The organism is Lactobacillus rodentium, assembly GCF_003423665.1.
Classification (GTDB): domain Bacteria; phylum Bacillota; class Bacilli; order Lactobacillales; family Lactobacillaceae; genus Lactobacillus; species Lactobacillus rodentium.
Window position 1 is genome coordinate 176,726 of the sequence record NZ_BFBY01000001.1, and the last position, 22,945, is coordinate 199,670.

Here is a 22,945-nt window from a genome sequence, read left to right on the forward strand (position 1 = left end):
GCAGTAATGCGTAAAAGATGTAATTTAATAACATATATATTTAAAATAATTGCTATTATTAAAAAATAAAAAACAACGTAAAATAAATAAATTTTAAAAGATTATTTAGGGTTATTTTGGGGTGATGTTATGTTAGCCCGGCGCTGTAATAATAAATAAAAAAAGGTAACTTAAATTACACTTACTGATTTCATAATATTTAAGACTTTAAAAGCCGTTATTTTAAAAATGTTGCTATAAAAAATAACGTGAGTTATATTTAAATAGCTTATTAAATTATTAGACATTATAAATCGGAGGATAAAAATGGTTTCAAAAAATAATAAAGTGAAAAAATTTGAACAAAGTGCTCAACGTCAAAATCACTTTAGTATTAGAAAACTAACTGTAGGTGCTGCCTCAGTATTATTAGGTACCTCATTATACTTTGGTACCCAAACTAGCCAAGCACATGCTGCAGTTAATAGTGAAAGTGATGTTAAGGCTACTCAAGTTGCAAAGAGCGCAGCTACCGAAAGTTCAGCAGCTGCAGCTAAATCTAGCGCTGCAAACTCAGTTACTACTTCAAGTGCAGCAAGTTCAGCAGTATCAAGCGCAGCTAGCTCAGCAGTATCTAGCGCAGCAAGTCAAGCAAGTTCAGCAGCTTTAAGTAGCGCTGCAAACTCAGTTGCCACTTCAAGTGCTGCAAGCAAAGATACTGAAACTACTACTTTAAAAATTGAAACTAAAAAGGATGCAAATAAAGTTGATGCTAAGAAGCTTGTAAAGGCTGTAAAAGAAAGTAAAGCAGCAACTACAGATTCAACTTCAGGAGTAAACCCACTTAGTGTGTTAGAAGATTACGATGATGATAACTGGGATGGTACAGAAGATCCAGGTCAACCAGGTGAAGATGGTATTCCAGATGTATGGCAAAAGAACTATCACGTTAAAGTTACGATGATTAATGCTTTAACTGGTGAAGTGATGGATCCGATGACAAGTGGAGATCCAAACTTCTTCGAAGGTCTATCATTTAATAAAGATAATTGGAACAACACGCATTTAACTCCTGATCAAATTACTAAAATAGCAAAACCTGAGAACAACACAGGGATTTATAATGACGAGGGATTGGCAATTAAAGCTTGGACTAACTTTTCTAATTTTGCACCAAGTGGTTGGAAATTATTAAATCCTGAAGAAGTTACGAAATATTTCCAAGTTACTCCAAAAAATATTGTTGCTCCAGAAGATATTCAAGATATGTTGAACTGGGGTCAGGCTCCGGGAGAGAATTCAGCATATATCACTGCTAAGAAGGATGAACTCATCCTGAAAACGATGAATGATGTCGATATGACACTCTATTATGCCCCAATTTCTCCAATTGAAATTAAATATGTTGCTGAAGAACAAGATGAAGCTGGTAATCCTGTTGAAAAAACTTTAGTAACGTATAATGTTGATTCTAGTCAATTAAATATTGATACTAATCAATTTGGCGATTTACAATTCTACCCAATCAATGAAGATTATGAACAAGCATCAAAAGAATACTCTGGGCTTATCAATGAAGATGGGTATCCTGCGGCTAAGATAACTAGCGCAACTTCTCCAATTAATGCTTATGCCCTAGATATTCCAGGTTTTGAAATCGTTGGCAATCCAACATGGTCTGGTGTGGATACTCAAACCGTTACAAAGGATGGTACTAACCCATTAGTAGTTACCTTTAAATACAAGAAAACAAGTCAAAATGAAGACTCTAAGAGTTTGAACGGTGGAACCCTACTTCCTGATGATGAAAGTGTAAACTTTGAGGGCACTTTGGGCTCTATTAGCTATGACAAGTATGAGAATTATAAAGAGAAGTTCAATTCATCTGCAACTTTAAACGAAAAATATCCTGGCTTAGAAGAAGCTCTGCAATCTCAAGTTGAGACATGGAAAAATCAGGGGTATTCTGTATTGGCTAATACAGGTTCCTCTGCCTACAAGGGTACTGATGTTATTCCAAGTAGTATAGGGAAGGGAAACACTTATGTAGTACCTAATCGGGGTGTTAAAGTTCGCTATGTAGATCAAGATGGTAACCAGTTAGCAGATGATGTCATTTTAGCAAGTAATCCACATAACCCAGATCAAACTAATCAAGGTGTAAATCCAACTGAATACTGGTATCCAGAAGGTGACTGGACTGCTCCTAAGAAGAATATCACTGGCTATCACTTATCAAAGACTTATGGTGAAGATCACGGTAAATTCATGCCATGGGCTTACGAAGTAACTTTTGAATATGCAAAAAATGAAAGCAATGTTCCAGGAGACGCACCTACTGTCACTAATCCAGAAGCTGCAGTAATCACTGTAAATTACATTGATCAGAGTGATAATAATAAGGTTTTAGCTTCTGAAAAATTAGCCGGTGCAGATGGCTCAGCTATTGATACCAATAGTGTAGACACTAAGATTACTGATTACGAAAACCAAGGTTATGTATTAGTATCAAATGGCCTTACTGAAGCAGGTAAGGACTTTACTGCAGATAACAATGGTAAGACTTACGATGTTATCTTCAAGCATGGAACTACTCCTATTAATCCAAATCACCCAGGTATCCCAGGTGAACCAATCACCACTCCAGAAGGTCCTAAGTACCCAGAAGGTACTTCAAAAGAAGACCTTGAAAAGACAGTAACTCGTACTATTACCTATGTAGTTAATGGTGAAGCACAAGATAAACCATTTGTTGCACCTGAGACAGTAACTCAAAATATTAAGTTTACTGCTGAAGGAACTATTGATAATGTAACTGGTAACTTAGTAACTGTTGATGCAGCAGGTAATATCACAAGCCAAGATGGTAAGTTAACTTGGACTCCAGAAGAAGGTACTTTAAAAGCTGTAAACTCACCAGTAGTAAATTACTACCACGTAGTGAGCGTTAGTGCAGATTCTAAAGACAACGTAAATGTTGATGCAGCTACTGTTAACCATGATAGTAATAACATCAATGTTGTTGTAACTTACGCACCAAATGGACACATTATTCCAGTAGATCCAAATGGACATGAAATTCCAGATGTACCACCTACTGATTTACCACCATATCCAACTGATCCAACTAACCCATCAAAGGTTGTACCAAATGTGCCAATTCCAGAAGTTCCTGGATATGTACCAGACAAGCCAAATAAGGATCACAATGTACCAACTCCACCAAACCCAGGTGATAATGTAAAAGTTCCTTACATTAAGAAGGAAACTGCAACAGTACCACCATTAGAAGAAAATAAACCAGAAGCAGTAATCGGAAGCGTAACTTACATTGACGATACTACTGGCAAGACTTTATCAACTGCAACTATTGCAGGTGGAATTGGTGAAAAGATTACTTACACCACTACTGCAACTATTACTAAGTATGAAAACGAAGGTTATGACTTTGTATCAAGCAACTTCGTTAATGGTGATGAAGTATTTGAAAAGACTGGTAATAAATTTGAAGTCCACTTCAAGCACGGTATTGAACCAATTAATCCTAACCATCCAGGTAAGCCGGGTGAACCATTGAATCCTGATGATCCAAATGGTAACGGACCTAAGTACCCAGCTGGTACTGATGAAAAGAGTCTTAACAAGACAGTAACTCGTACTATTACCTATGTAGGTGCTGGGGATAAGACTCCTAAAGAAGTTGTTCAAAGTGTTAACTTTACTGCAAGTGGTGAATTAGATAAAGTAACTGGTAAATGGATTAAAGAATTAACTTGGACTCCAGACCAAAGCACTTTAGCTAGTGTAAGTACTCCGGTAGTAGCTAGTTATCATGTGGTGAGTGTGAGTGCAGATTCTAAAGATGGTGTAAATGTAGATAGCATTTCTGTTAACCATGATAGTAAAGACAGTAAAGTGATTGTTGTTTATGCTGAAAATGGACATATTATCCCAGTAGATCCAAATGGTAAGCCAATCAAGAATGTACCAACTCCACCATACACAACTGATCCACATAACCCAGCAAAGGTTGTACCAAATGAACCGGTTCCAGAAATTCCTGGTTACACTCCAACTCAATCAACTGTAACTCCACCAAATCCAGGCGAAGATACTCCGGTAATTTACGTACCAACTACTCCAACAACTCCAACTGATCCAAATCCAACTCCGGAACCACATCCAGAACCAAACCCAGATACTGATGTTCCAGATATTCCAGCTCCAGAAGTACCAAGTGTAGATGTACCAATGCCACATCCACAAACTCCTGAAGTACCAGAAGAACCAGATGAAACCCCAGCACCACACGCAACTACTCCAGAAACTCCAGTTTCAGAAGACGAAGGTGAAGTACCAGTAGTTCACGCAAGTGAAGTGAAGGATAATGACGATGTGCCAATGCCACACGCAGCACAAGAAACATTACCACAAACTGGTGAAAAGACTTCAGTCATGGCAGTAATTGCCGGAGCATTTGCTTCAGTATTAGGTATCTTCGGTTTAGCTAGCCGCAGAAAAGAAGATAAATAATTAAGCTAATTAAATAAATAGATCTAATCATCTAAAAAAAGAGATTCCTAGAGGGAATCTCTTTTTTTGATCGTATAAATATATTCTACATAATTTAATTTTATGAAAAAATAAAAAACTACGCGATTTTGATATTTTTTAAAAAAATCATATCAATGAGGTTATATCTATGTTATCTAAAATTGGTTTTAAAGTCCTTTATCAATAAAGATTATGGTTATATAACTTATCAACCCAGCTTAAACATATTGATATATAAATAAAGTAGCCGTTATTTTAAGACTATTGCGTTTCAAATAACTAATGTTATATTTAATATATGCTTATTAAACTATTAGATATCGATTAAGACGGAGGATAAAGAATGTTATCAAAGAATAATAAAGTTAAGAAAATGGAACAGGCCGCACAACGTAATAATCACTTTAGTATTAGAAAGTTAACTGTTGGCGCTGCTTCAGTATTATTAGGTACTTCATTATATTTTGGTGCACAAACAAGTCAAGTTCACGCTGATACGGTCAAGAACGATGATCAAGTTACCGCAGTAGTTGATAAGGCTAATGAAGATAAAGTAGAAGACAACAAAGACAACACTTCTACTAAAGAAGTTGTATCTGATCAAAAAGATGTGGTTAAGGATAATACTGCCGCTCAAGAAAACAAAAATCAAGATCAACCAAAGGCTGATAATCAAAAGTCTCAGGATTCTCAAGACTCAAAAAAGACAGAAACTAAATTACAAGATCAAACTAAAACTTTAGTTGATACAAATAAAAAAGAAACCGAAACAACTGCTCAAACTAATCAAAACCAAACTTATCATATTAAGGTTACAGCATGGAATGATGCTACTGATTCTCTTTTAACCTCTATTCCTTCTGATCGTAGTTGGAATTACTATTTTAAAGATGGGGTTTATGAAGTAGATGCTAAGAAGAAAACTATTCTTTATAACGTTAGTGCTGCACCAACAGGTTATAAATTAATGAATCCTGATGAAGTCCTTCAAAACTTTACTTTGGATAAGACTATCTTATATCCAGCTGGTCATGATGTAGATATTACTTTGCATTATGCACCACTTTCTCCAGTGCAAGTTCAATATGTAGATGAAGATAATAACGAAGTTTTATCAACAACAAGTTTCACTGCAACTTCATCATCTAGTGAAAGTCTTGCCCACGCTAACGGAGTTATTTCATCTGCTGCAACTTCAAGATTTACAGTTGATGCTATCGATATTCCTGGTTATGAATTGGTTTCTGAACCTGAATATGTAGGTTACTTTGATCAAACTCAAACAAAAGGTAATAAGAATCCAATTATTGTTCAATTTAAATATAAAAAAGTCTCTAAAAATGATAATCCTAAGAAGATTTCTTCAGGTGCTAATGTAGACGGCCAATGGTTTGGACCAAACTGGGAAAGTTTACCAGGTGGTTTTAAACTTCCATTCCATTTTGAAAATGGAGTTGCTTACTATAACGCCGATCTTGATCAAAAGGTTCAAAATTTAATTAGTGGATATGAAAAACAAGGCTATTCATATGTAGGAACTGTTAATTATCATAAGAGCAATGAAGTTTATAACTCAGGTGAAACTGGAACCTTTTATAATTTGATTCCAAATAAACCGGTTACTGTTCATTACGTAGACGAAGCTGGTAATAAATTACATGATCCAACTGTGGTTGAAAGCAATGTAAACAATCCAGATCAAACTAATAACGGGATTGACTACAAGAATTATTGGCATGCAGCAGGACAATGGACTGTGACTCCTATGGATATTGATGGTTATGCATTGACTAAGACTTATGGTGCAACAACTGGTAAGTATACTGCATATAATTATGATGTAACCTTTGTTTATACTAAGAAAGAATCTGCAACAGTGCCACCACTAGAAGAAACTAAGCCAGAAGCTGCAATTGATGTCATTAAATATATTAATGATACTACTAAGGAAACTATGGCAGAAGTTAAGGTTGCAGGCAAAGTAGGAACTAAGGTTGATTACTCAACTGAAGCAACTATTGCTCAATACGAAAAAGATGGTTACAAGCTTGTTTCAAGCAACTTTGAAAACGGTAAAGAAGTATATGTAAAGGGTGGTCAAACATTTGAAGTACACTTTACTAAAGCTGCTGAACCAGTTGTACCAACCACACCAACTGATCCAAATCCAACTCCGGAACCACATCCAGAACCAAATCCGGATACTGATGTTCCAGATATTCCAGCTCCAGAAGTACCAAGTGTAGATGTGCCAATGCCACATCCACAAACTCCTGAAGTTCCAGAAGAACCAGATGAAACACCAGCACCACACGCAACTACTCCAGAAACACCAGTTTCAGGAGATGAAGGCGAACTACCAGTAGTTCACGCAAGTGAAGTGAAGGATAATGAAGATGTGCCAATGCCACATGCAGCACAAGAAACATTACCACAAACTGGTGAAAAGACTTCAGTCATGGCAGTAATTGCGGGAGCATTTGCTTCAGTATTAGGTATCTTCGGTTTAGCTAACCGTCGTAAAGAAGATAAGTAATTAATAAAGTAGTTAGAAAAAAGAGATTCTTAGAGGAATCTCTTTTTTATTTTGTAAAAATCTAAAATTCACAATCAAAAATAAAAAAATAAGAAATGACACTAATTTAAAATTTTTTATAAAAATATTTTTAAGTTTAAATGACTATGTTATTTAAAACTTACCATTAGTACATGCATAAAACGGAATATATGTTATCAAAACAAAAAAAGCAGTCCATAATGGGTATTAGCTCAACATTAATGATGTTATTTTAAAAGCGTTGCTTTACTAATTTTGAATGTTATATTAAATATATGCTTATTAAATTATTAGACATTATAAATCGGAGGACAAAGATGGTTTCAAAAAATAATAAGGTGAAAAAGTTTGAACAAAGTGCTCAACGTAACAATCACTTTAGTATTAGAAAATTAACAGTTGGGGCTGCTTCAGTATTGTTGGGAACTTCCCTTTACTTGGGTACCCAAACAAGTCAAGCTCATGCAGCTGAAGTTAAAAAAGATGAACAAGTTACAGCTGTAACTAATAATGAAGTTGATAAGGATCAACTGGATGCTGCAGAAACTACTGCACAATCATCTGCCGCCAATACTTCAACTCTTAGTGAGACTTCTACTAAGCTTAATAAGGTAAGTCAATCTACTAATGAAAAGAGTACTAAGGATGTTGCTCAGTCTGAAACTTCACATGATGATAATGCAGTAGCCGCTGCCAAGGCAGCTCAAAATAATAATGATGAAGATAAAACTTCAACTAATAAAGCTCCTGAAAAGCAATCATATCAAGTTAATATTAGCTTTTGGAATGATGTAACCAATGCACCATTAACTTATACTGGAAAATTACCTGCAACTAACGGTAGTTTTAATCAAGAAGTAAAAGTTAGTGATCCGGTAGGTATTTTGGGAATGGCCCCAACTGGATATAAGTTATTGAACCCAGAAGCTATTACCTCTAACTTTAAGATGAAAGGTAATGTGGCTTATTTAGATGGTCATGATGTTGATATTACTTTACACTACGCACCACTTTCACCAGTTTATGTAGAATATGTAAATGAAGAAAACGGTAAAGTTTTATCTACTACAGGAGTAGGTTCAAATACTTCAAGTAGTCAAAGTATTGCTAATGCTGCGGGCGATATTATGTATCCAGGAACTTCAAAATTCTTAGTTCATGCTATTGATATTCCTGGCTATGAATTAGTTTCTGATCCTGAATATCTTGGTTACTATGATCAAGTTCAATCAGCAGATAATGCAAATCCTATTATTGTCCAATTTAAATATAAGAAGATCACTAATAATGAAGATCCCAAAGATATTAAGGATGGAGCAAGTGTAGATGGCCAATGGTTTGGCCCAGTGTGGGAAAAATTACCTGGTGGAGTTAATGCTACCGGTATATATGGTGTAACTTACGGAGAAGAAAATGGTGATCTTGAAGCTAAATTTCAAGCTATGATTGATCGCTATCAAAGACAAGGTTATACCTATGTTGGAACTTTTAATTATCATAAGAATAGTGATTACTTCAACTTTAACGAAGCTGGAATTTCAGTTAACTTAATTCCTAATAAACCTGTCAAAGTTCATTATGTTGATGAAAATAACAACGAAATTCAACCTTCAATAGAAGTTGCTCAAAATCCTAATAATCCAGATCAAACTAATAATGGTATTGATGAATCAAATCACTGGCATCCAGAAGGACATTGGTCAGTAGAAGCTAAAGATATTCCTGGCTATGTTTTAACCAAAACTTATGGTGCTACTAGTGGTAGTTTTGTTCCTTATGAGTATAATGTGACTTTTGTTTATACTAAGAAAGAAACCAAGGTTCCAACTACTCCACCTGTAGATAACAAAGAAGTAGCCGGCACAGTATTGTATATCGATGATACTCTTCCTAAAGATAAACAAATTTTGTCAAGTGATACTTTTACTGGTGAAGTAGGTCAAAAGATTGACTATAGTACTGCAGCAACAATCAAAGACTATGAAAATCAAGGCTATAAATTAGTTTCAAGCGATTACAAAAACGGTGATGAAACATTCACTAATGGCAGCAATGTCTTTAAAGTGATTTTCACGCATGACATTGTACCAGTAAATCCAAATAATCCAGGTAAACCGGGCCAACCACTTAATCCAGATGATCCTAATGGTAACGGTCCTAAGTACCCAGAAGGCACTTCAAAGGCAGACCTTGAAAAGACAGTAACTCGTACTATTACATATGTAGGTGCTGGAGATAAAACTCCTAAAGAAGTTGTTCAAAGCATTAACTTTACTGCAAGTGGTGAATTAGATAAAGTAACTGGTAAATGGATCAAGAATTTAACTTGGACACCAGATAAAGGCACTTTAGCTAGTGTAACTACTCCAGTAATTGAGGGCTATCACGTAGTAAGTGTAAGTGCAGATTCTAAAGATGGTGTAAATGTTGACAGCATTGCAATTACTCGTAAGAGTACTGATAGCAAAGTAGTTGTAATTTATGCCGAAAATGGACATATTATCCCCGTTGATCCAAATGGTCATAAGATTCCAAATGCACCAACTCCACAATATCCAACGGATCCAACCAATCCGTCAAAGGTAACCCCTAATGAACCTGTACCAGAAATTCCTGGTTACATTCCTAACACTCCTACTGTTACTCCTGAAAACCCAGGTAAAGATACTGAAGTAACTTATACTAAGAAAGAAACTGCAACAGTTCCACCATTAGTAGAAAACCAACCAGAAGCAGCCGTTGATACAATTAAATATATCGATGACACTACTGGTAAGACAATGTCAGAAGTAAAAGTAGGTGGTGCCGTAGGTTCTAATGTGACATATACCACTACTGCAACTATTGCAGATTATGAAGCTCAAGGTTATAAGTTTGTCTCAAGCAACTTTGAAAACGGTAAAGAAGTATATGTAAAAGGTGGTCAAACCTTTGAAGTTCACTTTACTAAAGGAACTGAACCAGTTGTACCAACCACACCAACTGATCCAAACCCAACTCCAGAACCACATCCACAACCAAACCCAGATACTGATGTTCCAGATATTCCATCTCCAGAAGTACCAAGTGTAGATGTACCAATGCCACACCCACAAACTCCTGAAGTTCCAGAAGAACCAGATGAAACACCGGCCCCACACGCAACTACTCCAGAAACTCCAGTTTCAGAAGCCGAAGGCGAAGTACCAGTAGTTCACGCAAGTGATAATGACGATGTGCCAATGCCACACGCAGCACAAGAAACATTACCACAAACTGGCGAAAAGACCTCAGTCATGGCAGTAATTGCCGGAGCATTTGCTTCAGTATTAGGTATCTTCGGTTTAGCTAGCCGCAGAAAAGAAGATAAGTAGTTAGAAAAAGAGATTCTTAGAAGAATCTCTTTTTTACATTATTAATAGATTATTTTTTTGAATAAAATAGGTGGATTTGTTTAAATAAAAGTATGATTAAGAAATATTTGAATAGACAGATGATCTATAAGTGGATCATTGCGATTCTAGCAATTTGGGATATCCTCTTAATCTTCATGGATTTTGCGGGATTTGTTAATATTAATTCGCCCGATTCTAAATGGTTCTGGGTAAATAATTTAATTTTAATTATTTTTGCAATTGATTATTTTATTGGCTTAGCTAAAGCAAAAGACAAAAAGCATTTTGTTGCAACTCATATTTTTGATTTATTAGCAATTATTCCAGTAGGTCTTGTTTTTAGTGGAATGCAATTAGCCAAGTTAGGAGATGTGGGACTTTATTTTCGGCTGTTAAGACTTATTCGTTTAGCTGGGTTAATGGGCAAATTAAGAGAAATTTGGCATACTAACGGTATCTTGTATATCCTTTATTTTGCGATGGCCTTTATTATGTTGGGTGCGGTTGCTATTTCAATTACTGAACATGTAAGTTTAGATACAGCTTTTTGGTGGGCTGTTACAACTGCAAGTACAGTTGGTTATGGTGATATTTCCAGTCGCACCTTAACTCCTGATTCCTTAATTGGAAAAGGCGTTGTCTTAATTATGATCTTAGTGGGAGTCGGTGTAATGGGGCTGGTAACAAGTTCGCTCACTGCTTACTTAATGCGTAGAGATCGTAAACAAGTGCAAGAGCCACTTAAACCAAAATCAGAAACTGATAACTTAAATCTGATCTTGGATAAATTAGATAAGCTTGAAAAACAAAACCAAGATTTGATGAAGGCTAATCAAAAAATGCAAGTTCAAATTGATGCCTTACAAGATCAACCTCATCATTCAGATTGGAAGAAGTTTAAGGCTTGGCTTAAAGAACGTAAAGAGGATAAATAAAAGGGCATCCCTAGTGAGGATGCCCTTTGTATTTTGTAGCTCAAATTAATATAATCTTAAGTACAAGTGTAAAATGATGCCGAAGATAAAGTAAACTACGGAAAGGAGTAATACTGTCCAACCAGCAGTAATCCAAAATCTAGCCCAGGTTTGACGACTAGTTTGTAATTCTTGACCGAAAACTTTATCTTTACCTTTAATTGCAAAACCAATAATTAAGGCAGCAACTGCAATAACAAGTAAAACTATAAAAATTGGAATTGAAAGATCCATTTTTCTTCTCCTATATCTTTATTCTTTATCTCTAGGTTACCACACTTAGGGTGAAAGAAGATATATTAAGATAAGATAATATTAGATAGAAATCGAGATTTATGATGAAGCAAGAAAAAAATCAAATGTATTTTGCAACTGATCCTACCGCCAAACATGATGAACATCTTGTTGATTATCATGTAGACAATATTGATTTAAAATTTACCACTGATGCAGGAGTATTTTCTAAGCTCAGAATTGATTATGGTTCGGGAGTTTTAATTAAGGAAATGAAAGAGCAAACCTTTCCAGCATGTGGTATTTTGGATGTTGGCTGTGGTTATGGACCAATTGGATTGTTTGCAGCTAAGTTTTGGCCTAACCAAGAAGTAACAATGGTGGATGTCAACGAACGTGCATTAAATCTGGCGAAACGAAATGCTAGTTTAAATGATATTAATAATGTAAAAATTTTAGATTCTAATGGCTATGAAAATGTATCTGGAAGTTATGGCTTAATTGTTACTAATCCTCCTATCAGGGCAGGTAAAAAAGTAGTTGATGAAATTTTAAGGGGTGCCAAAGAATATTTAGTAGATGAAGGACTTTTATTAGCGGTACTTCAAAAAAAGCAGGGTGCACCAAGTGCCAAGAAATTAATGACCCAAACTTTTGGTAATTGTGAAATCCTTAAACGAGATAAGGGTTATTATATTTTGGCTAGTCGCAAACAATAAGAAAGGAAGCTATTTTTGCTAAGTAAGGCTGAAAAAGAAAAAGGAATGGATTTGGCATTTGCCCAAGCAGAACTTGCCCAAGCTCAAAACGAAGTTCCAATTGGAGCAGTGATATTAGATCAAAATGGAAAATTAATTGGCGCGGGTTATAATCGCCGTGAATTAGATGGAGATGCAACCCAACATGCTGAAATGATTGCAATTCGTGAAGCTTGTAAAAAACTCAACTCTTGGCGTCTAAATGATTGTAGTTTGTTTGTGACGCTAGAACCGTGTCCGATGTGTGCAGGTGCAATTATTAATTCTCGTTTGGCCAATGTTTTTTATGGTGCCTTTGACCCTAAAGCTGGAGCTGCTGGGAGTACCATTGATTTATTTTCAGTAGAGAAATTTAACCATCATCCGCAAGTTTATGGTGGCTTATATAAAGAACATGCTAGTCAACTATTAAAAGATTTCTTTAGACAAATAAGACAAAAACAAAAGCAAGCAAAAACGACAGATAATGGTGGAAAAAATTCTTAAAATACGCTATTATATCTGTAGGCAATATCCATCTTCTGAATCGTGTCAGGACCGGAAGGTAGCAGCACTAAGGTTGCTTGGGTATGTGCCTTTTTTTGTAGTAACCAACAACTCTTGGCTCTTATTTGAGAGTTAGGAGTTTTTTAGTTAAGAGGTGCAAAATGGCTTATCAAGCGCTTTATCGCAAATGGCGACCAAGAACCTTTGACGATGTAGTAGGTCAAGGTGCGATCACTGATACTTTAAAAAATGCTATTAAGCGTAATAAAATTTCTCATGCGTTTTTATTTGCAGGTCCGCGTGGAACAGGTAAAACTTCCTGTGCTAAAATTTTTGCTAAAGCTTTAAATTGTACTAATCTTCAAGACGGTGAGCCATGTAATGAATGTGCAAATTGTCTTGCTGCAGATAAAGGCTCAATGAACGATATTATTGAAATTGATGCAGCTTCAAATAATGGAGTTGACGAGATTCGGGATATTCGTGATAAGGTCAAATATGCTCCAACCCAAGGAAAGTACAAAGTCTATATTATCGATGAGGTTCATATGCTTTCAATGGGTGCTTTTAATGCTTTACTTAAGACACTCGAAGAGCCACCGGAACATGTAGTATTTATCTTAGCAACTACTGAATTACAAAAAGTTCCTGCGACAATTATTTCACGAACACAGCGTTATAACTTTAAGCGGATTAGTGAAAATGATTTAGTAACTAGAATGCAGTATATTTTGGGTCAAGAAAAAATTGATTTTGAGCCAAAGGCACTTGAAGTAATTGCTCAAATCGCTGATGGAGGGATGCGTGATTCTTTAAGTATCTTGGATCAGATTTTATCTTATGATCAAGATAAGGTGAAATATGAAGATGCGCTCAAAATCACGGGCTATGCTGACCAGGCTAAGATAGAAGAGCTTCTTTTACAATTGCTACAAGAACAAACACAAACAGCCTTAGGTTTAGTTAAAGAATTAATTCAAAATGGCTCTTCAAGTCAAAATATCTTGGATGGACTTATTCAATTAACTGTTCGCGTAATGTTAGCAGTTAAGGGGCAGCAAGAAGAACATTTTCTGACAGATAATTATTTAGAAGAAGTTAAGGAAATAAAACAAACTAAGTTTTCTCAACTTGTTAATCAGGCAAACGATGCACTGAATGATTTACGTTTTACTAACCAGCAACAAATACCGCTGTATGTATTTATTGTAAAGGCAGCGCAAAAACAAAGTAATGAAGTAGTTAATCCAGTTCAAGCAGAATCGACACCTGTTCAGACGACTAATAGCAGTAATGCTGATTTTGCTAAACTACAAGCACAAGTTGCCGAACTAAAAAAGCAAGTTGCTGCTTTGGGAAAACCGTCACGGACAACTACTAATAATGATTTTTCTGGCAAAATTACTGATAACTACCAACCGAAAAAATTAGCCAATGAGCCAGAGCAAAATCAACAAGCTGATGTGCAAGAACCTAAGAAGAAAAAGACTACTAAACGTCCAAATAATACCCAAGCGGCCCAAGAAAATAATCGTCGTAAAGTTTACCATGTTTTAGAAAATGCCACTAAGCAAGACATTACGGCTATTAAAGATGTTTGGCCTGATTTATTAACAATGCTTGAGGTATCTCAAAGAGCAGTTTTAGAAGTTTTGGAACCTGTGGCTGCTAGTTCAAGTCAAGTTGTTTTAAAATGTAAGTATGAATTATGGTTCGAACGGGCAAATAAAGATAACGATCTAGTAAATCAATTAGAAAGTAATATTGCTCGGCTAACTCAACATAATTATGATATTGTTTTAGTAGCTGATTCAGCTTGGGCACAGGTTAGAAAGGACTTTGTAGCCAGTCATAAAGAAGAGCTACTAGCTAAAAAACTTAAAAAAATGGAGGCTAGTGAGCAAGAAGAAAAAGATGATGGTCAAGTCCATGCAAGTGCTGAAGAGCAAAAAGAAGTAGTAGAAAAAGCCAAAGACCTATTTGGTGATTTAGCACAAATTAAAGATTAAAATACAAATGTAAAAGGAGATAATATTATGAGTAAAGGTCCAAATTTTGGTGGTATGAATATGGGAAATATGCAAAGCTTGATGAAACAAGCCAAAAAAATGCAAAAGCAAATGGCTGAAGAACAAGCTAATCTAGCTCAACAAGAATTCATTGGTAAATCAGCTGATGATTTAGTCATTGCAACTTTTAATGGTGATCGTAAGTTAAAGGATCTTAAGATTGAAGCAGAAGCAATTGATCCTGATGATCCAGATATGTTACAAGATTTGATTATTGATGCCGTCAATAAGGGTATTAAAGAAGTTGAAGATGCTACGCAAGCATCAATGGGAAAATATACTAAAGGATTTATGTAAAATGCAATATCCATTGCCAATCGCGCGTTTAATTGAAAGTTACATGAAATTACCTGGTATTGGAGAAAAAACCGCAACACGATTAGCTTTTTATACTTTAGATATGCCTAAAGAAGATGTGGAAGATTTTTCTACTTCCTTGCGGGATGTTAAAGTGAATTTACACACTTGTTCAATTTGTGGCAATATCACAGAAAATGATCCCTGTGATATTTGTAAAGATAAAAGTCGTGATCAAACTACCATTATGGTGGTCGAACAACCAAAAGATGTTATGGCTTTTGAAGAAATGGGTGAATATAATGGCTTGTATCACGTGTTACACGGTGTTTTATCCCCAATGGATGGTATTGGACCAGAAGAAGTTAATATCAAGAGTTTAATCACCCGTTTGCAGAAAAATGATCAAGTAAAAGAAGTTATTCTGGCACTTAATTCCACTCCTGAAGGTGAATCAACTGCCATGTATATTGGAAAGCTGATCAAGCCGGCAGGAATCAAAGTTTCTCGTTTGGCAGCAGGTTTAGCAGTCGGAAGTGACATTGAATATGCAAACTCGATTACCTTGAAAAGAGCTGTTCAAGGGAGAACAACATTATGAGTCTATTAAATAAAAATCGCATTAAGAAGTTAGGCGACGACCAATTAATCGAAACAATTGCTCGATTGCAAACGCAATTAGCGAATCAAAAGATGTTTGATCAAACTACGATCGATTTATCAGATGATAATCGAATTGCTGATCGCATCTTACAAGCAAAATATAATTTTTTGTATGAAGAAGCTAAACGGAGAAACACAAAATCTAGTGGCTTAGGAAGTGTGATTACACAATAAAATGTACCCATTTTGATGGGTATTTTTTTTACAAAAATATTTGTTTTAAAAAAGCAAGACTGTTTTTAACTAATTCTTTCCAGTAAAATTAGTTTGGAGGCTAATCATGAAAGGACATTTTATTACTTTTGAAGGCCCAGATGGCGCTGGAAAAACAACAATTATTAATGAGATCTTTAAACAAATTCCCCAAGATAAGCAAACAAAGATCTTAGTCACGCGTGAACCAGGTGGTTCAAAAATTTCAGAAACGATCAGACAAATAATTTTAGATCCTGCAAATAAGGAGATGGATGATCGGACCGAAGCATTATTATATGCCGCACAACGTGGACAACACGTTAATGAAACAATCTTACCCGCTCTTAGTACGGGTAAAACTGTGTTTTCCGATCGTTACATTGATAGTTCGCTGGCATATCAAGGCGTAGGCCGCGATTTAGGTATTGATGACGTGAAGGAAATTAATAATTTTGCGACTAACAATTTGACGCCCGATTTAACCCTGTTTTTTGATTTACCACCAGAAGTGGGTCTAGCAAGAATTCAAAAATTACGCCCTGATCAAGAAGATCGGTTGGAACAAGAAAAGCTTACTTTCCACCAAAAGGTTTATGAAGGCTATCAAGAATTAGTAAAAAGATATCCTGACCGAATTCAAGTTGTTGATGCTAGTCAAACAATTCCTGAAGTAACAGCTCAAAGTGTTAAAATATTAAAAAGAAAATTTCCTGACCTATTTTAAAGGACTGACTACTAAATGAAATTAATTATTGCAATTGTACAAAATAAAGATGCTGACGAATTGGCCAAACACTTTATTGAAAATGATATTCGTGCGACAAAGCTTGCCACAAGTGGCGGTTTCTTAAAGGCTGGTAATACAACCTTTATGATTGGAATTAGCGATGAACGAGTAGAGCAAGTAATTGATCTAATAAAGGAATACTCGCATAAACGGGAACAATATTTAGCCCCTAATATGAGTATGGGATCAACAATGTTTGCTAAGGGTGTCGAAGTTGAGGTAGGCGGTGCAACTGTTTTTGTATTGCCAGTTGAAAGTTTTGTACAATTCTAATGATTGATTTAAAAAAGGCTGATGCAGCTCAAGTTACATTTTTAAATGATGCTTATCAACATAACAAAGTGGCTCATGCATATTTGTTCGTTGATCCGATTCAAGAAGCGGGAATTGCCACCGCTTATTGGCTGGCTTGTCGTTTCTTGTGTAGTGGTGAAAATAAACCTGATGGAACTTGTAATAATTGTCAAAGGATTTTATCAGGCAATCATCCTGACGTATTCTTAGTCAAATTAGATGGAAAACAATCCTTGTCAATTGACCAAATTCGTCCCTTGAAGGCTGAACTTGCTAAAAGTCCAATTGAAGGAAGTCGCAGATTTTTTATTATTGAAAATGCTGAGAAATTAACATTAGCAGCTAATAATGCGCTACTTAATTTGCTCGAAGAACCAGTTGCACCGGTGGTAACGATTCTGGTTACTAATAACGAAAATCAAATTTTACCAACTGTACGATCACGTACGCAAATACTCCATTTTGAAGAAGAAGTGCAAAATAATCGGGCAGTTGAACTGTTAGAGTATGGATTAAATAGTAATGAAATTGCCGAATTAACTAACAGCGAAAAAATCGAACAAGAAACTAAATATTTTTATCAAGAAATTAAAGAAAAAGATAATTTAGCTTTAGTAAGAGCACACCATTTAGCCGAAACAAATAGTACAGCGGAACAAAAATTTATCTTTTTTATTTTAAAAAAATTAGCACTAGCAGAATTACAAAAAGATACGACAAGATTAGCCGCAACTAAATTATTAGACTTATTAATGCAATGTGATCAAATGCGTGCTAGTAATGTAAGCTTTCGTAATTGTTTAGACTATTTAGTCTTAAAATATTAAGCGGTATGATGTAATAAGGGTAGGTGAAGGAAATGGATCCATTTTCACAATTAGCGCAACTACAAGAAGGTCTTGATGAGATGACCAAAACAGTTGCTGGGCTTAAAAATGATCTCTTAGATGTTTTAAAAGAAAATACTGAGTTAAAAGTTGAAAATCAATTATTGCGAGAAAAGATTAATAAATTAGATAAGAAAGAAGCAAGTGCTGCTTCAAAATCACAGGCTGGTTTAAAGTCTTTGCGTAATATTTATAATTCAGGCTATCATATTTGTAATATGTATTACGGTTCTCATCGTGATGAGGGAGAAGACTGCATGTTTTGTTTAGATATTCTAGATAATTTTGAAAATCATGCCCAACCACCAAAGAAGGATTAATTATGCAAGTTCAAAGTAGTTTTAAAGATGACAAAGTTGGTCATCTTTATTTAGTACCAACACCCATTGGTAATTTAGAAGATATAACTTTAAGAGCTAAGCGGATTTTAAGTGAAGCTGATTATGTTGCTGCTGAAGATACTCGAACAAGTGGAATATTATTAGAAAAAATTGGTGTGCATAACCATATGCTTTCTTTTCACAAGTATAATTCTAAAGAGCGTGCTCCCGAATTAATAAAGCTTTTGAAAGCAGGGAAAAATATTGCTGAAATTTCCGATGCAGGGATGCCAGTAATTTCTGATCCTGGTTATATTTTAGTGCAAGAATGTATCAAAAATGATATTCCAGTTGTTCCCTTACCAGGTCCTTCAGCTTTTGCAACGGCCTTAATTGCATCTGGTTTTGATGCTCAACCATTTACTTATTATGGCTTTTTACCGCGCAAAAGTAGCGAACAAAAAGAATTTTTTGAGCAAATGAAACCAGCACATGCAACCTCGATTTTTTATGAAGCACCACACCGCCTGAAAAAAACACTTAAAACTTTAGGTGAAGTAATGGGTGACAGCCGAAAAATTGTTTGTGCTAGAGAACTAACTAAAATTCATGAAGAATTTATTCGTGGAACAGTTAAAGAAGTAAATGAATATTTTGCTGAGCACGATCCTCGGGGAGAGTTTGTTGTTTTAGTTTCTCCTAATGAAGAACAAGAAGAAGTTCTTTCTTGGCAAGAATTGATTAAAGAAGTTGATGCTTTGGTTGCTCAAAATATTTCTAAAAAAGATGCAATTAAACAAGTGGCTAAATCAAATAAAGTTTCAAAAAATGAACTTTATGATCAATATCATCAACAATGAGGTGAATAAATGAGTGCTTATAAATTGAAACATAAAATCACCTTTTCCGATGCTGATGAACAAGGTCGCATTAGATTATCGGTGTTAATTAATTATTTAATGGAAACTTCTAATCGACAGTTAGCAAAGGAAAATGCTAGTGTAGAAGATTTTATTAAAAGAGGAATCGGCTGGGTAGTACTTGATTATCATTTTGAAATTGAACGTTTACCACTGGCTAATGAAACGGTAACTTTTTTGGCCGACGTTGCAGGTTACAACCGCTTTTTTGCCTATCGTGATTTTAAGGTAATTGATGAGCAAGGACATGATATTATTGTAGCTCATAGTCAGTGGGTCATTTTAGATCTTAAAGAACGCAAAATTAAAGAGGCAGATCCTAAATTGATGGAGAGTTTTGATAATTATGAACTTAAAAAGATGCCTCGTTTTAAACGTGTGCGACCTTTAAAAGAATTTGATGTAGAAGCAGATCAAACCTATCGCGTTAATTATTATGATCTGGATACTAATCATCATTTGACCAATTCACGCTATTTTGATTGGATTATTGATTCATTACCACGAGAGTTTCTCGATAAACATCAACCACGAGTTTTAGATATTTGCTTTAAAAAAGAAATTCATTATGGCGAAGATGCCTTAGCTCACGTTAAATTAGATCCAGAAAAATTGGTTTCAAAACATGAAATAGTTCATGGGAATGACATTGCTACTCTAGCAGAAATCACCTGGACTTAAGTCAATATCCGCATTTATCATGTTTTTAGGAGGCTTGCTTTATTGAATAAAAGAAACCTTACCTTAAAAAGATTAGTGTTATTAGCTGTTTTGGTAGCTATTAATATAATCTTTCAAAAAATATCCTTTGGGCCGGCCTATCTAAAAATTGGTCTTGGTTTCATTGGTCTAACACTATTGGGATATTACTTTGGCCCTTTTTGGGGTGGAATTGGAGCAGGAATAAGTGATTTGGTAATGGCGTCAATTTTTGGCGTTGAGGGAGGCTTTTTTCCGGGATTTACGATTTCGGCAATTATTTCCGGGGTAATATATGGTTTTTTCTTTTATCATAAGCCCGTAAAAGTTTGGCGAATTGTTGTAGCAAGCTTATTAGTAACTATAATTGTTAATATCTTACTGAATACTTATTGGCTACACTTGCTCTACGGCTTAAATTTAAAGGCAGCATTTGCACAAAGGCTAATAAAAGAATTAATAGTACCTTGGATTCAAATGATAGTTATTTATCTAGTTTTAAATGCCCTTCAACGTGTTAAAATAATAGATAAATTCTAAAGAGAAAGAATATGTTATGAAAATATTAAGTATGACAACTGCAACCAATCACCTTAGTGTGGCGCTAACGGATGGACAAAAAGTGATTGCAGAAAAAAATGAAGAAGATCAAAGAAACCATAGTGAGCATCTCGATCCGATGATTACGGCAATTTTAAAAGAAAATAAACTTAAACTTGCTGATATCGACCGTTTTGCAGTCGCCCAAGGACCTGGTTCTTATACAGGCTTGAGAATTGGTATTACTACAGCTAAAATGTTTAGTTCAATTTTGCAAAAAGATTTGGTGGGAATCTCAACTTTAGCTGCTTTGGCTAATGGAATTCCAGAAAAAAATGCCGTCATAGTAGCAGAGATAGACGCACGTAATAACAATTTCTTTGCTGGCGCTTATCTTAAAACAGAAAATGGTGTCGAGAATATTATTCCCGATGGACACTATGCACTCGATGAACTTTTGAAACAAGTTCATAATTATGCAGTAAAAAATCAGCAAGAGGTTATTTTTGTTGGTAGTGATATGACGCCTTATGATGAGCAGGTAAAAAGTCAATTGGATAATCTACAGTATCGGCAATTGACTGGAGAAGTAAATCAAGTGCATGCAAAAAATATTGGTTTACTTGCACAAAATGCACCTGCAGTAGATCCAGATAAAATGGTTCCTCAATATTTGAGAAGAACCCAAGCGGAATTAGATTGGCATAAAAAGACAGGAAAGGCATATGGCTCTGATAGCGACTATGTTGAAGAAGTTTAATTACTTCTTTCACCAGCCAGAAATAGATCTCACTTTTCCTTCATATGCATTACGTTTGAATGGTCAAACATTGCAAATTATGAAAGCAAGTGATGAAAATATTTCAGATCTCTTAATTTTAGAAGAACAAGTTTATTCTGGAAAAACCCCCTGGAATAAATTTTCATTTGAAAGTGAATTAAAAAAACATTCAAATTCTATTTATTTAGTTGTTTATGAAAGCTCTACTCTAGTGGCTTTCGTTGGCATGCGCCTGCAAGCTCAAGAAGGCCATATTACCAATATTGCTGTCAAACCTTCTTATCAACATCAAGGAATTGGGACATATTTACTCAATGCGATGATTGAACTTGCGCGCAAGAATCATGCTGTCCAAATGACATTAGAAGTTAGAGTAGATAATGATAATGCAAAAAGTGTCTATCAAGGCTTAGGGTTTAAGCCGAATTTTGTAAGAAAAAATTATTATGTTAGTGAACATGTTGATGCTTTAAGTATGATCAAAAAATTAACTGACCGGGAAGGAGAGGAGTGTTAAATTGACGACAAAAAAGAAAAACGTTAGAATTTTAGCATTTGAAAGTTCATGTGATGAAACTTCAACGGCTGTAATTAAAAATGGACGTGAAATTGAAAGTTTAATTGTAGCCACTCAAATTAAAAGCCACCAACGATTTGGGGGAGTAGTGCCCGAAGTCGCTAGTCGTCACCATATTGAAGTAATTACCCAAATTACCAAGGAGGCTTTAGCTGAAGCAAAAGTTAATTGGGATGACATCGATGCAATTGCGGTTACTTATGGACCAGGTTTAGCTGGTGCGCTTTTGGTTGGTGTAAGTGCAGCCAAGGCTACTTCAATGGCTACTGGTATTCCTCTAATTGGGGTTGATCACATCATGGGACATATTATGGCAGCGCAATTAAAAGATGAAATTGAATACCCTGCTTTAGCTTTACAAGTCTCTGGTGGTCATACTGAAATTGTTTTGCTTAAAGATCCAACTCATTTTGAAATTATTGGTGATACGCGGGATGATGCAGCTGGAGAAGCTTATGACAAAATTGGACGTGTGCTTGGGGTAAATTATCCTGCAGGTAAAACGATTGATGAATGGGCACACAAAGGGAAGGATACCTTTAATTTTCCACGGGCAATGATGGAAGATGATGATTATGATTTTTCATTTTCAGGATTAAAGAGTGCCTTTATCAATACTTGTCATCATGCAGATCAAATTCATCAAGAATTAAATAAATATGATTTAGCTGCAAGCTTCCAAGCATCTGTAATTGATGTCTTGGCCCATAAAACTATGCGAGCAATTAAGGAATACCAACCTAAGACTTTTATTTTGGGTGGTGGGGTTGCAGCTAATCAAGGATTGCGTGACCGCTTGAACCAAGAAATTAACAAGCTCCCAGCCGAGCAGAAACCAAAAGTTATTTTACCTGAACTTAAATTGTGTGGGGATAATGCGGCAATGATTGGAGCTGCAGCCTACAATTTATACAAGGAAGGAAAATTTAGTGATGAACATCTAAATGCTGATCCATCACTTGAACTCCCATATGCTGAGCACATGTTAAAATGACATCCA

21 protein-coding genes and 1 other RNA gene are annotated in these 22,945 nt (G+C 35.4%); 21 read left to right on the forward strand and 1 reads right to left on the reverse strand.

Annotated features, from left to right (window positions below; genetic code table 11):
* Nucleotides 1-306: 306 nt before the first annotated feature.
* From LrDSM24759_RS00960 to LrDSM24759_RS00975, 4 genes are all read left to right on the forward strand, one after another.
* The gene (locus tag LrDSM24759_RS00960) at nt 307-4,512 is read left to right on the forward strand and encodes a mucin-binding protein (RefSeq protein WP_117117559.1); all 4,206 of its coding nucleotides are present in this window, start codon (nt 307-309) and stop codon (nt 4,510-4,512) included.
* 364 nt (nt 4,513-4,876) lie between these two features.
* Nucleotides 4,877-7,069, forward strand: coding sequence for a mucin-binding protein (locus tag LrDSM24759_RS00965; protein WP_117117561.1), 2,193 nt, complete (start codon nt 4,877-4,879; stop codon nt 7,067-7,069).
* 338 nt (nt 7,070-7,407) lie between these two features.
* The gene (locus LrDSM24759_RS00970; protein ID WP_117117563.1) at nt 7,408-10,443 is read left to right on the forward strand and encodes a mucin-binding protein; all 3,036 of its coding nucleotides are present in this window, start codon (nt 7,408-7,410) and stop codon (nt 10,441-10,443) included.
* Nucleotides 10,444-10,535: 92 nt separating this feature from the next.
* Complete coding sequence (locus tag LrDSM24759_RS00975) at nt 10,536-11,399, forward strand: ion transporter (RefSeq protein WP_117117565.1); 864 nt, start codon at nt 10,536-10,538, stop codon at nt 11,397-11,399.
* A 45-nt stretch (nt 11,400-11,444) separates the two neighbouring features.
* Here LrDSM24759_RS00975 and LrDSM24759_RS00980 read toward each other — a convergent pair whose 3' ends face one another.
* Complete coding sequence (locus tag LrDSM24759_RS00980) at nt 11,445-11,672, reverse strand: hypothetical protein (protein WP_117117567.1); 228 nt, start codon at nt 11,670-11,672, stop codon at nt 11,445-11,447.
* Nucleotides 11,673-11,776: 104 nt separating this feature from the next.
* On the opposite strand from LrDSM24759_RS00980, the gene LrDSM24759_RS00985 reads away from it, so the two are divergent.
* The 17 genes from LrDSM24759_RS00985 (at nt 11,777) to tsaD (ending at nt 22,939) form a co-directional block, all read left to right on the forward strand.
* Nucleotides 11,777-12,391, forward strand: a complete 615-nt coding sequence (locus LrDSM24759_RS00985) for a class I SAM-dependent methyltransferase (protein WP_117117569.1) — start codon at nt 11,777-11,779, stop codon at nt 12,389-12,391.
* 15 nt (nt 12,392-12,406) lie between these two features.
* Nucleotides 12,407-12,916, forward strand: a complete 510-nt coding sequence (tadA, locus tag LrDSM24759_RS00990) for a tRNA adenosine(34) deaminase TadA (RefSeq protein ID WP_117117571.1) — start codon at nt 12,407-12,409, stop codon at nt 12,914-12,916.
* Between the two features lie 12 nt (nt 12,917-12,928).
* An RNA gene (ffs, locus tag LrDSM24759_RS00995) (signal recognition particle sRNA small type) lies at nt 12,929-13,023 on the forward strand.
* Nucleotides 13,024-13,077: 54 nt separating this feature from the next.
* Nucleotides 13,078-14,925 (forward strand): DNA polymerase III subunit gamma/tau, encoded by a 1,848-nt coding sequence (gene dnaX / locus LrDSM24759_RS01000; RefSeq protein WP_117117573.1) that lies wholly within the window; start codon nt 13,078-13,080, stop codon nt 14,923-14,925.
* A gap of 27 nt (nt 14,926-14,952) precedes the next feature.
* Nucleotides 14,953-15,282, forward strand: a complete 330-nt coding sequence (locus LrDSM24759_RS01005; protein ID WP_117117575.1) for a YbaB/EbfC family nucleoid-associated protein — start codon at nt 14,953-14,955, stop codon at nt 15,280-15,282.
* A gap of 1 nt (nt 15,283) precedes the next feature.
* Nucleotides 15,284-15,883: a recombination mediator RecR gene (recR, locus tag LrDSM24759_RS01010; RefSeq protein WP_117117577.1), complete on the forward strand. Its 600-nt coding sequence runs from the start codon at nt 15,284-15,286 to the stop codon at nt 15,881-15,883.
* Nucleotides 15,880-16,119, forward strand: coding sequence for a YaaL family protein (locus tag LrDSM24759_RS01015; RefSeq protein ID WP_117117579.1), 240 nt, complete (start codon nt 15,880-15,882; stop codon nt 16,117-16,119). Before recR ends, LrDSM24759_RS01015 begins: the two co-directional genes overlap by 4 nt.
* A 106-nt stretch (nt 16,120-16,225) precedes the next feature.
* Complete coding sequence (tmk, locus tag LrDSM24759_RS01020) at nt 16,226-16,864, forward strand: dTMP kinase (protein WP_117117582.1); 639 nt, start codon at nt 16,226-16,228, stop codon at nt 16,862-16,864.
* Nucleotides 16,865-16,879: 15 nt separating this feature from the next.
* Nucleotides 16,880-17,200, forward strand: a complete 321-nt coding sequence (darA, locus tag LrDSM24759_RS01025; RefSeq protein ID WP_117117584.1) for a cyclic di-AMP receptor DarA — start codon at nt 16,880-16,882, stop codon at nt 17,198-17,200.
* Nucleotides 17,200-18,048, forward strand: coding sequence for a DNA polymerase III delta subunit-related protein (locus tag LrDSM24759_RS01030; RefSeq protein ID WP_117117586.1), 849 nt, complete (start codon nt 17,200-17,202; stop codon nt 18,046-18,048). The genes darA and LrDSM24759_RS01030 overlap by 1 nt, the downstream gene beginning before the upstream one ends.
* Before the next feature lie 32 nt (nt 18,049-18,080).
* Nucleotides 18,081-18,428, forward strand: coding sequence for a DNA replication initiation control protein YabA (gene yabA / locus LrDSM24759_RS01035; protein WP_117117588.1), 348 nt, complete (start codon nt 18,081-18,083; stop codon nt 18,426-18,428).
* A 2-nt stretch (nt 18,429-18,430) separates the two neighbouring features.
* Nucleotides 18,431-19,288 carry a 16S rRNA (cytidine(1402)-2'-O)-methyltransferase gene (rsmI, locus tag LrDSM24759_RS01040; protein ID WP_117117590.1) on the forward strand — a complete coding sequence of 286 codons (858 nt, stop codon included), beginning with the start codon at nt 18,431-18,433 and terminating at the stop codon, nt 19,286-19,288.
* Nucleotides 19,289-19,297: 9 nt separating this feature from the next.
* On the forward strand, nt 19,298-20,029 hold the full coding sequence (locus LrDSM24759_RS01045) for an acyl-[acyl-carrier-protein] thioesterase (RefSeq protein WP_117117593.1): 732 nt from the start codon (nt 19,298-19,300) through the stop codon (nt 20,027-20,029).
* A 42-nt stretch (nt 20,030-20,071) separates the two neighbouring features.
* A complete protein-coding gene (locus tag LrDSM24759_RS01050) occupies nt 20,072-20,587 on the forward strand; it encodes a folate family ECF transporter S component (protein WP_117117595.1) in 516 nt (171 codons plus the stop codon).
* Nucleotides 20,588-20,603: 16 nt separating this feature from the next.
* Complete coding sequence (gene tsaB / locus LrDSM24759_RS01055) at nt 20,604-21,347, forward strand: tRNA (adenosine(37)-N6)-threonylcarbamoyltransferase complex dimerization subunit type 1 TsaB (protein ID WP_117117597.1); 744 nt, start codon at nt 20,604-20,606, stop codon at nt 21,345-21,347.
* Nucleotides 21,331-21,885 (forward strand): ribosomal protein S18-alanine N-acetyltransferase, encoded by a 555-nt coding sequence (gene rimI, locus LrDSM24759_RS01060; RefSeq protein WP_117117599.1) that lies wholly within the window; start codon nt 21,331-21,333, stop codon nt 21,883-21,885. Before tsaB ends, rimI begins: the two co-directional genes overlap by 17 nt.
* Before the next feature lies 1 nt (nt 21,886).
* Nucleotides 21,887-22,939, forward strand: a complete 1,053-nt coding sequence (tsaD, locus tag LrDSM24759_RS01065; RefSeq protein WP_117117601.1) for a tRNA (adenosine(37)-N6)-threonylcarbamoyltransferase complex transferase subunit TsaD — start codon at nt 21,887-21,889, stop codon at nt 22,937-22,939.
* Nucleotides 22,940-22,945 lie beyond the last annotated feature (6 nt).

Bases quoted from the DNA above. Each gene is read 5' to 3' on its own strand.
- rimI (WP_117117599.1), top strand. From the start codon at position 21,331: ATGTTGAAGAAGTTTAATTACTTCTTTCACCAGCCAGAAATAGATCTC.
- tsaB (WP_117117597.1), top strand. From the start codon at position 20,604: ATGAAAATATTAAGTATGACAACTGCAACCAATCACCTTAGTGTGGCG.
- recR (WP_117117577.1), top strand. From the start codon at position 15,284: ATGCAATATCCATTGCCAATCGCGCGTTTAATTGAAAGTTACATGAAA.
- LrDSM24759_RS01030 (WP_117117586.1), top strand. From the start codon at position 17,200: ATGATTGATTTAAAAAAGGCTGATGCAGCTCAAGTTACATTTTTAAAT.
- rsmI (WP_117117590.1), top strand. From the start codon at position 18,431: ATGCAAGTTCAAAGTAGTTTTAAAGATGACAAAGTTGGTCATCTTTAT.
- LrDSM24759_RS01015 (WP_117117579.1), top strand. From the start codon at position 15,880: ATGAGTCTATTAAATAAAAATCGCATTAAGAAGTTAGGCGACGACCAA.
- darA (WP_117117584.1), top strand. From the start codon at position 16,880: ATGAAATTAATTATTGCAATTGTACAAAATAAAGATGCTGACGAATTG.
- dnaX (WP_117117573.1), top strand. From the start codon at position 13,078: ATGGCTTATCAAGCGCTTTATCGCAAATGGCGACCAAGAACCTTTGAC.
- LrDSM24759_RS00975 (WP_117117565.1), top strand. From the start codon at position 10,536: ATGATTAAGAAATATTTGAATAGACAGATGATCTATAAGTGGATCATT.
- LrDSM24759_RS00985 (WP_117117569.1), top strand. From the start codon at position 11,777: ATGAAGCAAGAAAAAAATCAAATGTATTTTGCAACTGATCCTACCGCC.
- LrDSM24759_RS00970 (WP_117117563.1), top strand. From the start codon at position 7,408: ATGGTTTCAAAAAATAATAAGGTGAAAAAGTTTGAACAAAGTGCTCAA.
- LrDSM24759_RS00980 (WP_117117567.1), bottom strand. From the start codon at position 11,672: ATGGATCTTTCAATTCCAATTTTTATAGTTTTACTTGTTATTGCAGTT.
- LrDSM24759_RS01045 (WP_117117593.1), top strand. From the start codon at position 19,298: ATGAGTGCTTATAAATTGAAACATAAAATCACCTTTTCCGATGCTGAT.
- tmk (WP_117117582.1), top strand. From the start codon at position 16,226: ATGAAAGGACATTTTATTACTTTTGAAGGCCCAGATGGCGCTGGAAAA.
- yabA (WP_117117588.1), top strand. From the start codon at position 18,081: ATGGATCCATTTTCACAATTAGCGCAACTACAAGAAGGTCTTGATGAG.
- LrDSM24759_RS00965 (WP_117117561.1), top strand. From the start codon at position 4,877: ATGTTATCAAAGAATAATAAAGTTAAGAAAATGGAACAGGCCGCACAA.
- LrDSM24759_RS00960 (WP_117117559.1), top strand. From the start codon at position 307: ATGGTTTCAAAAAATAATAAAGTGAAAAAATTTGAACAAAGTGCTCAA.
- LrDSM24759_RS01005 (WP_117117575.1), top strand. From the start codon at position 14,953: ATGAGTAAAGGTCCAAATTTTGGTGGTATGAATATGGGAAATATGCAA.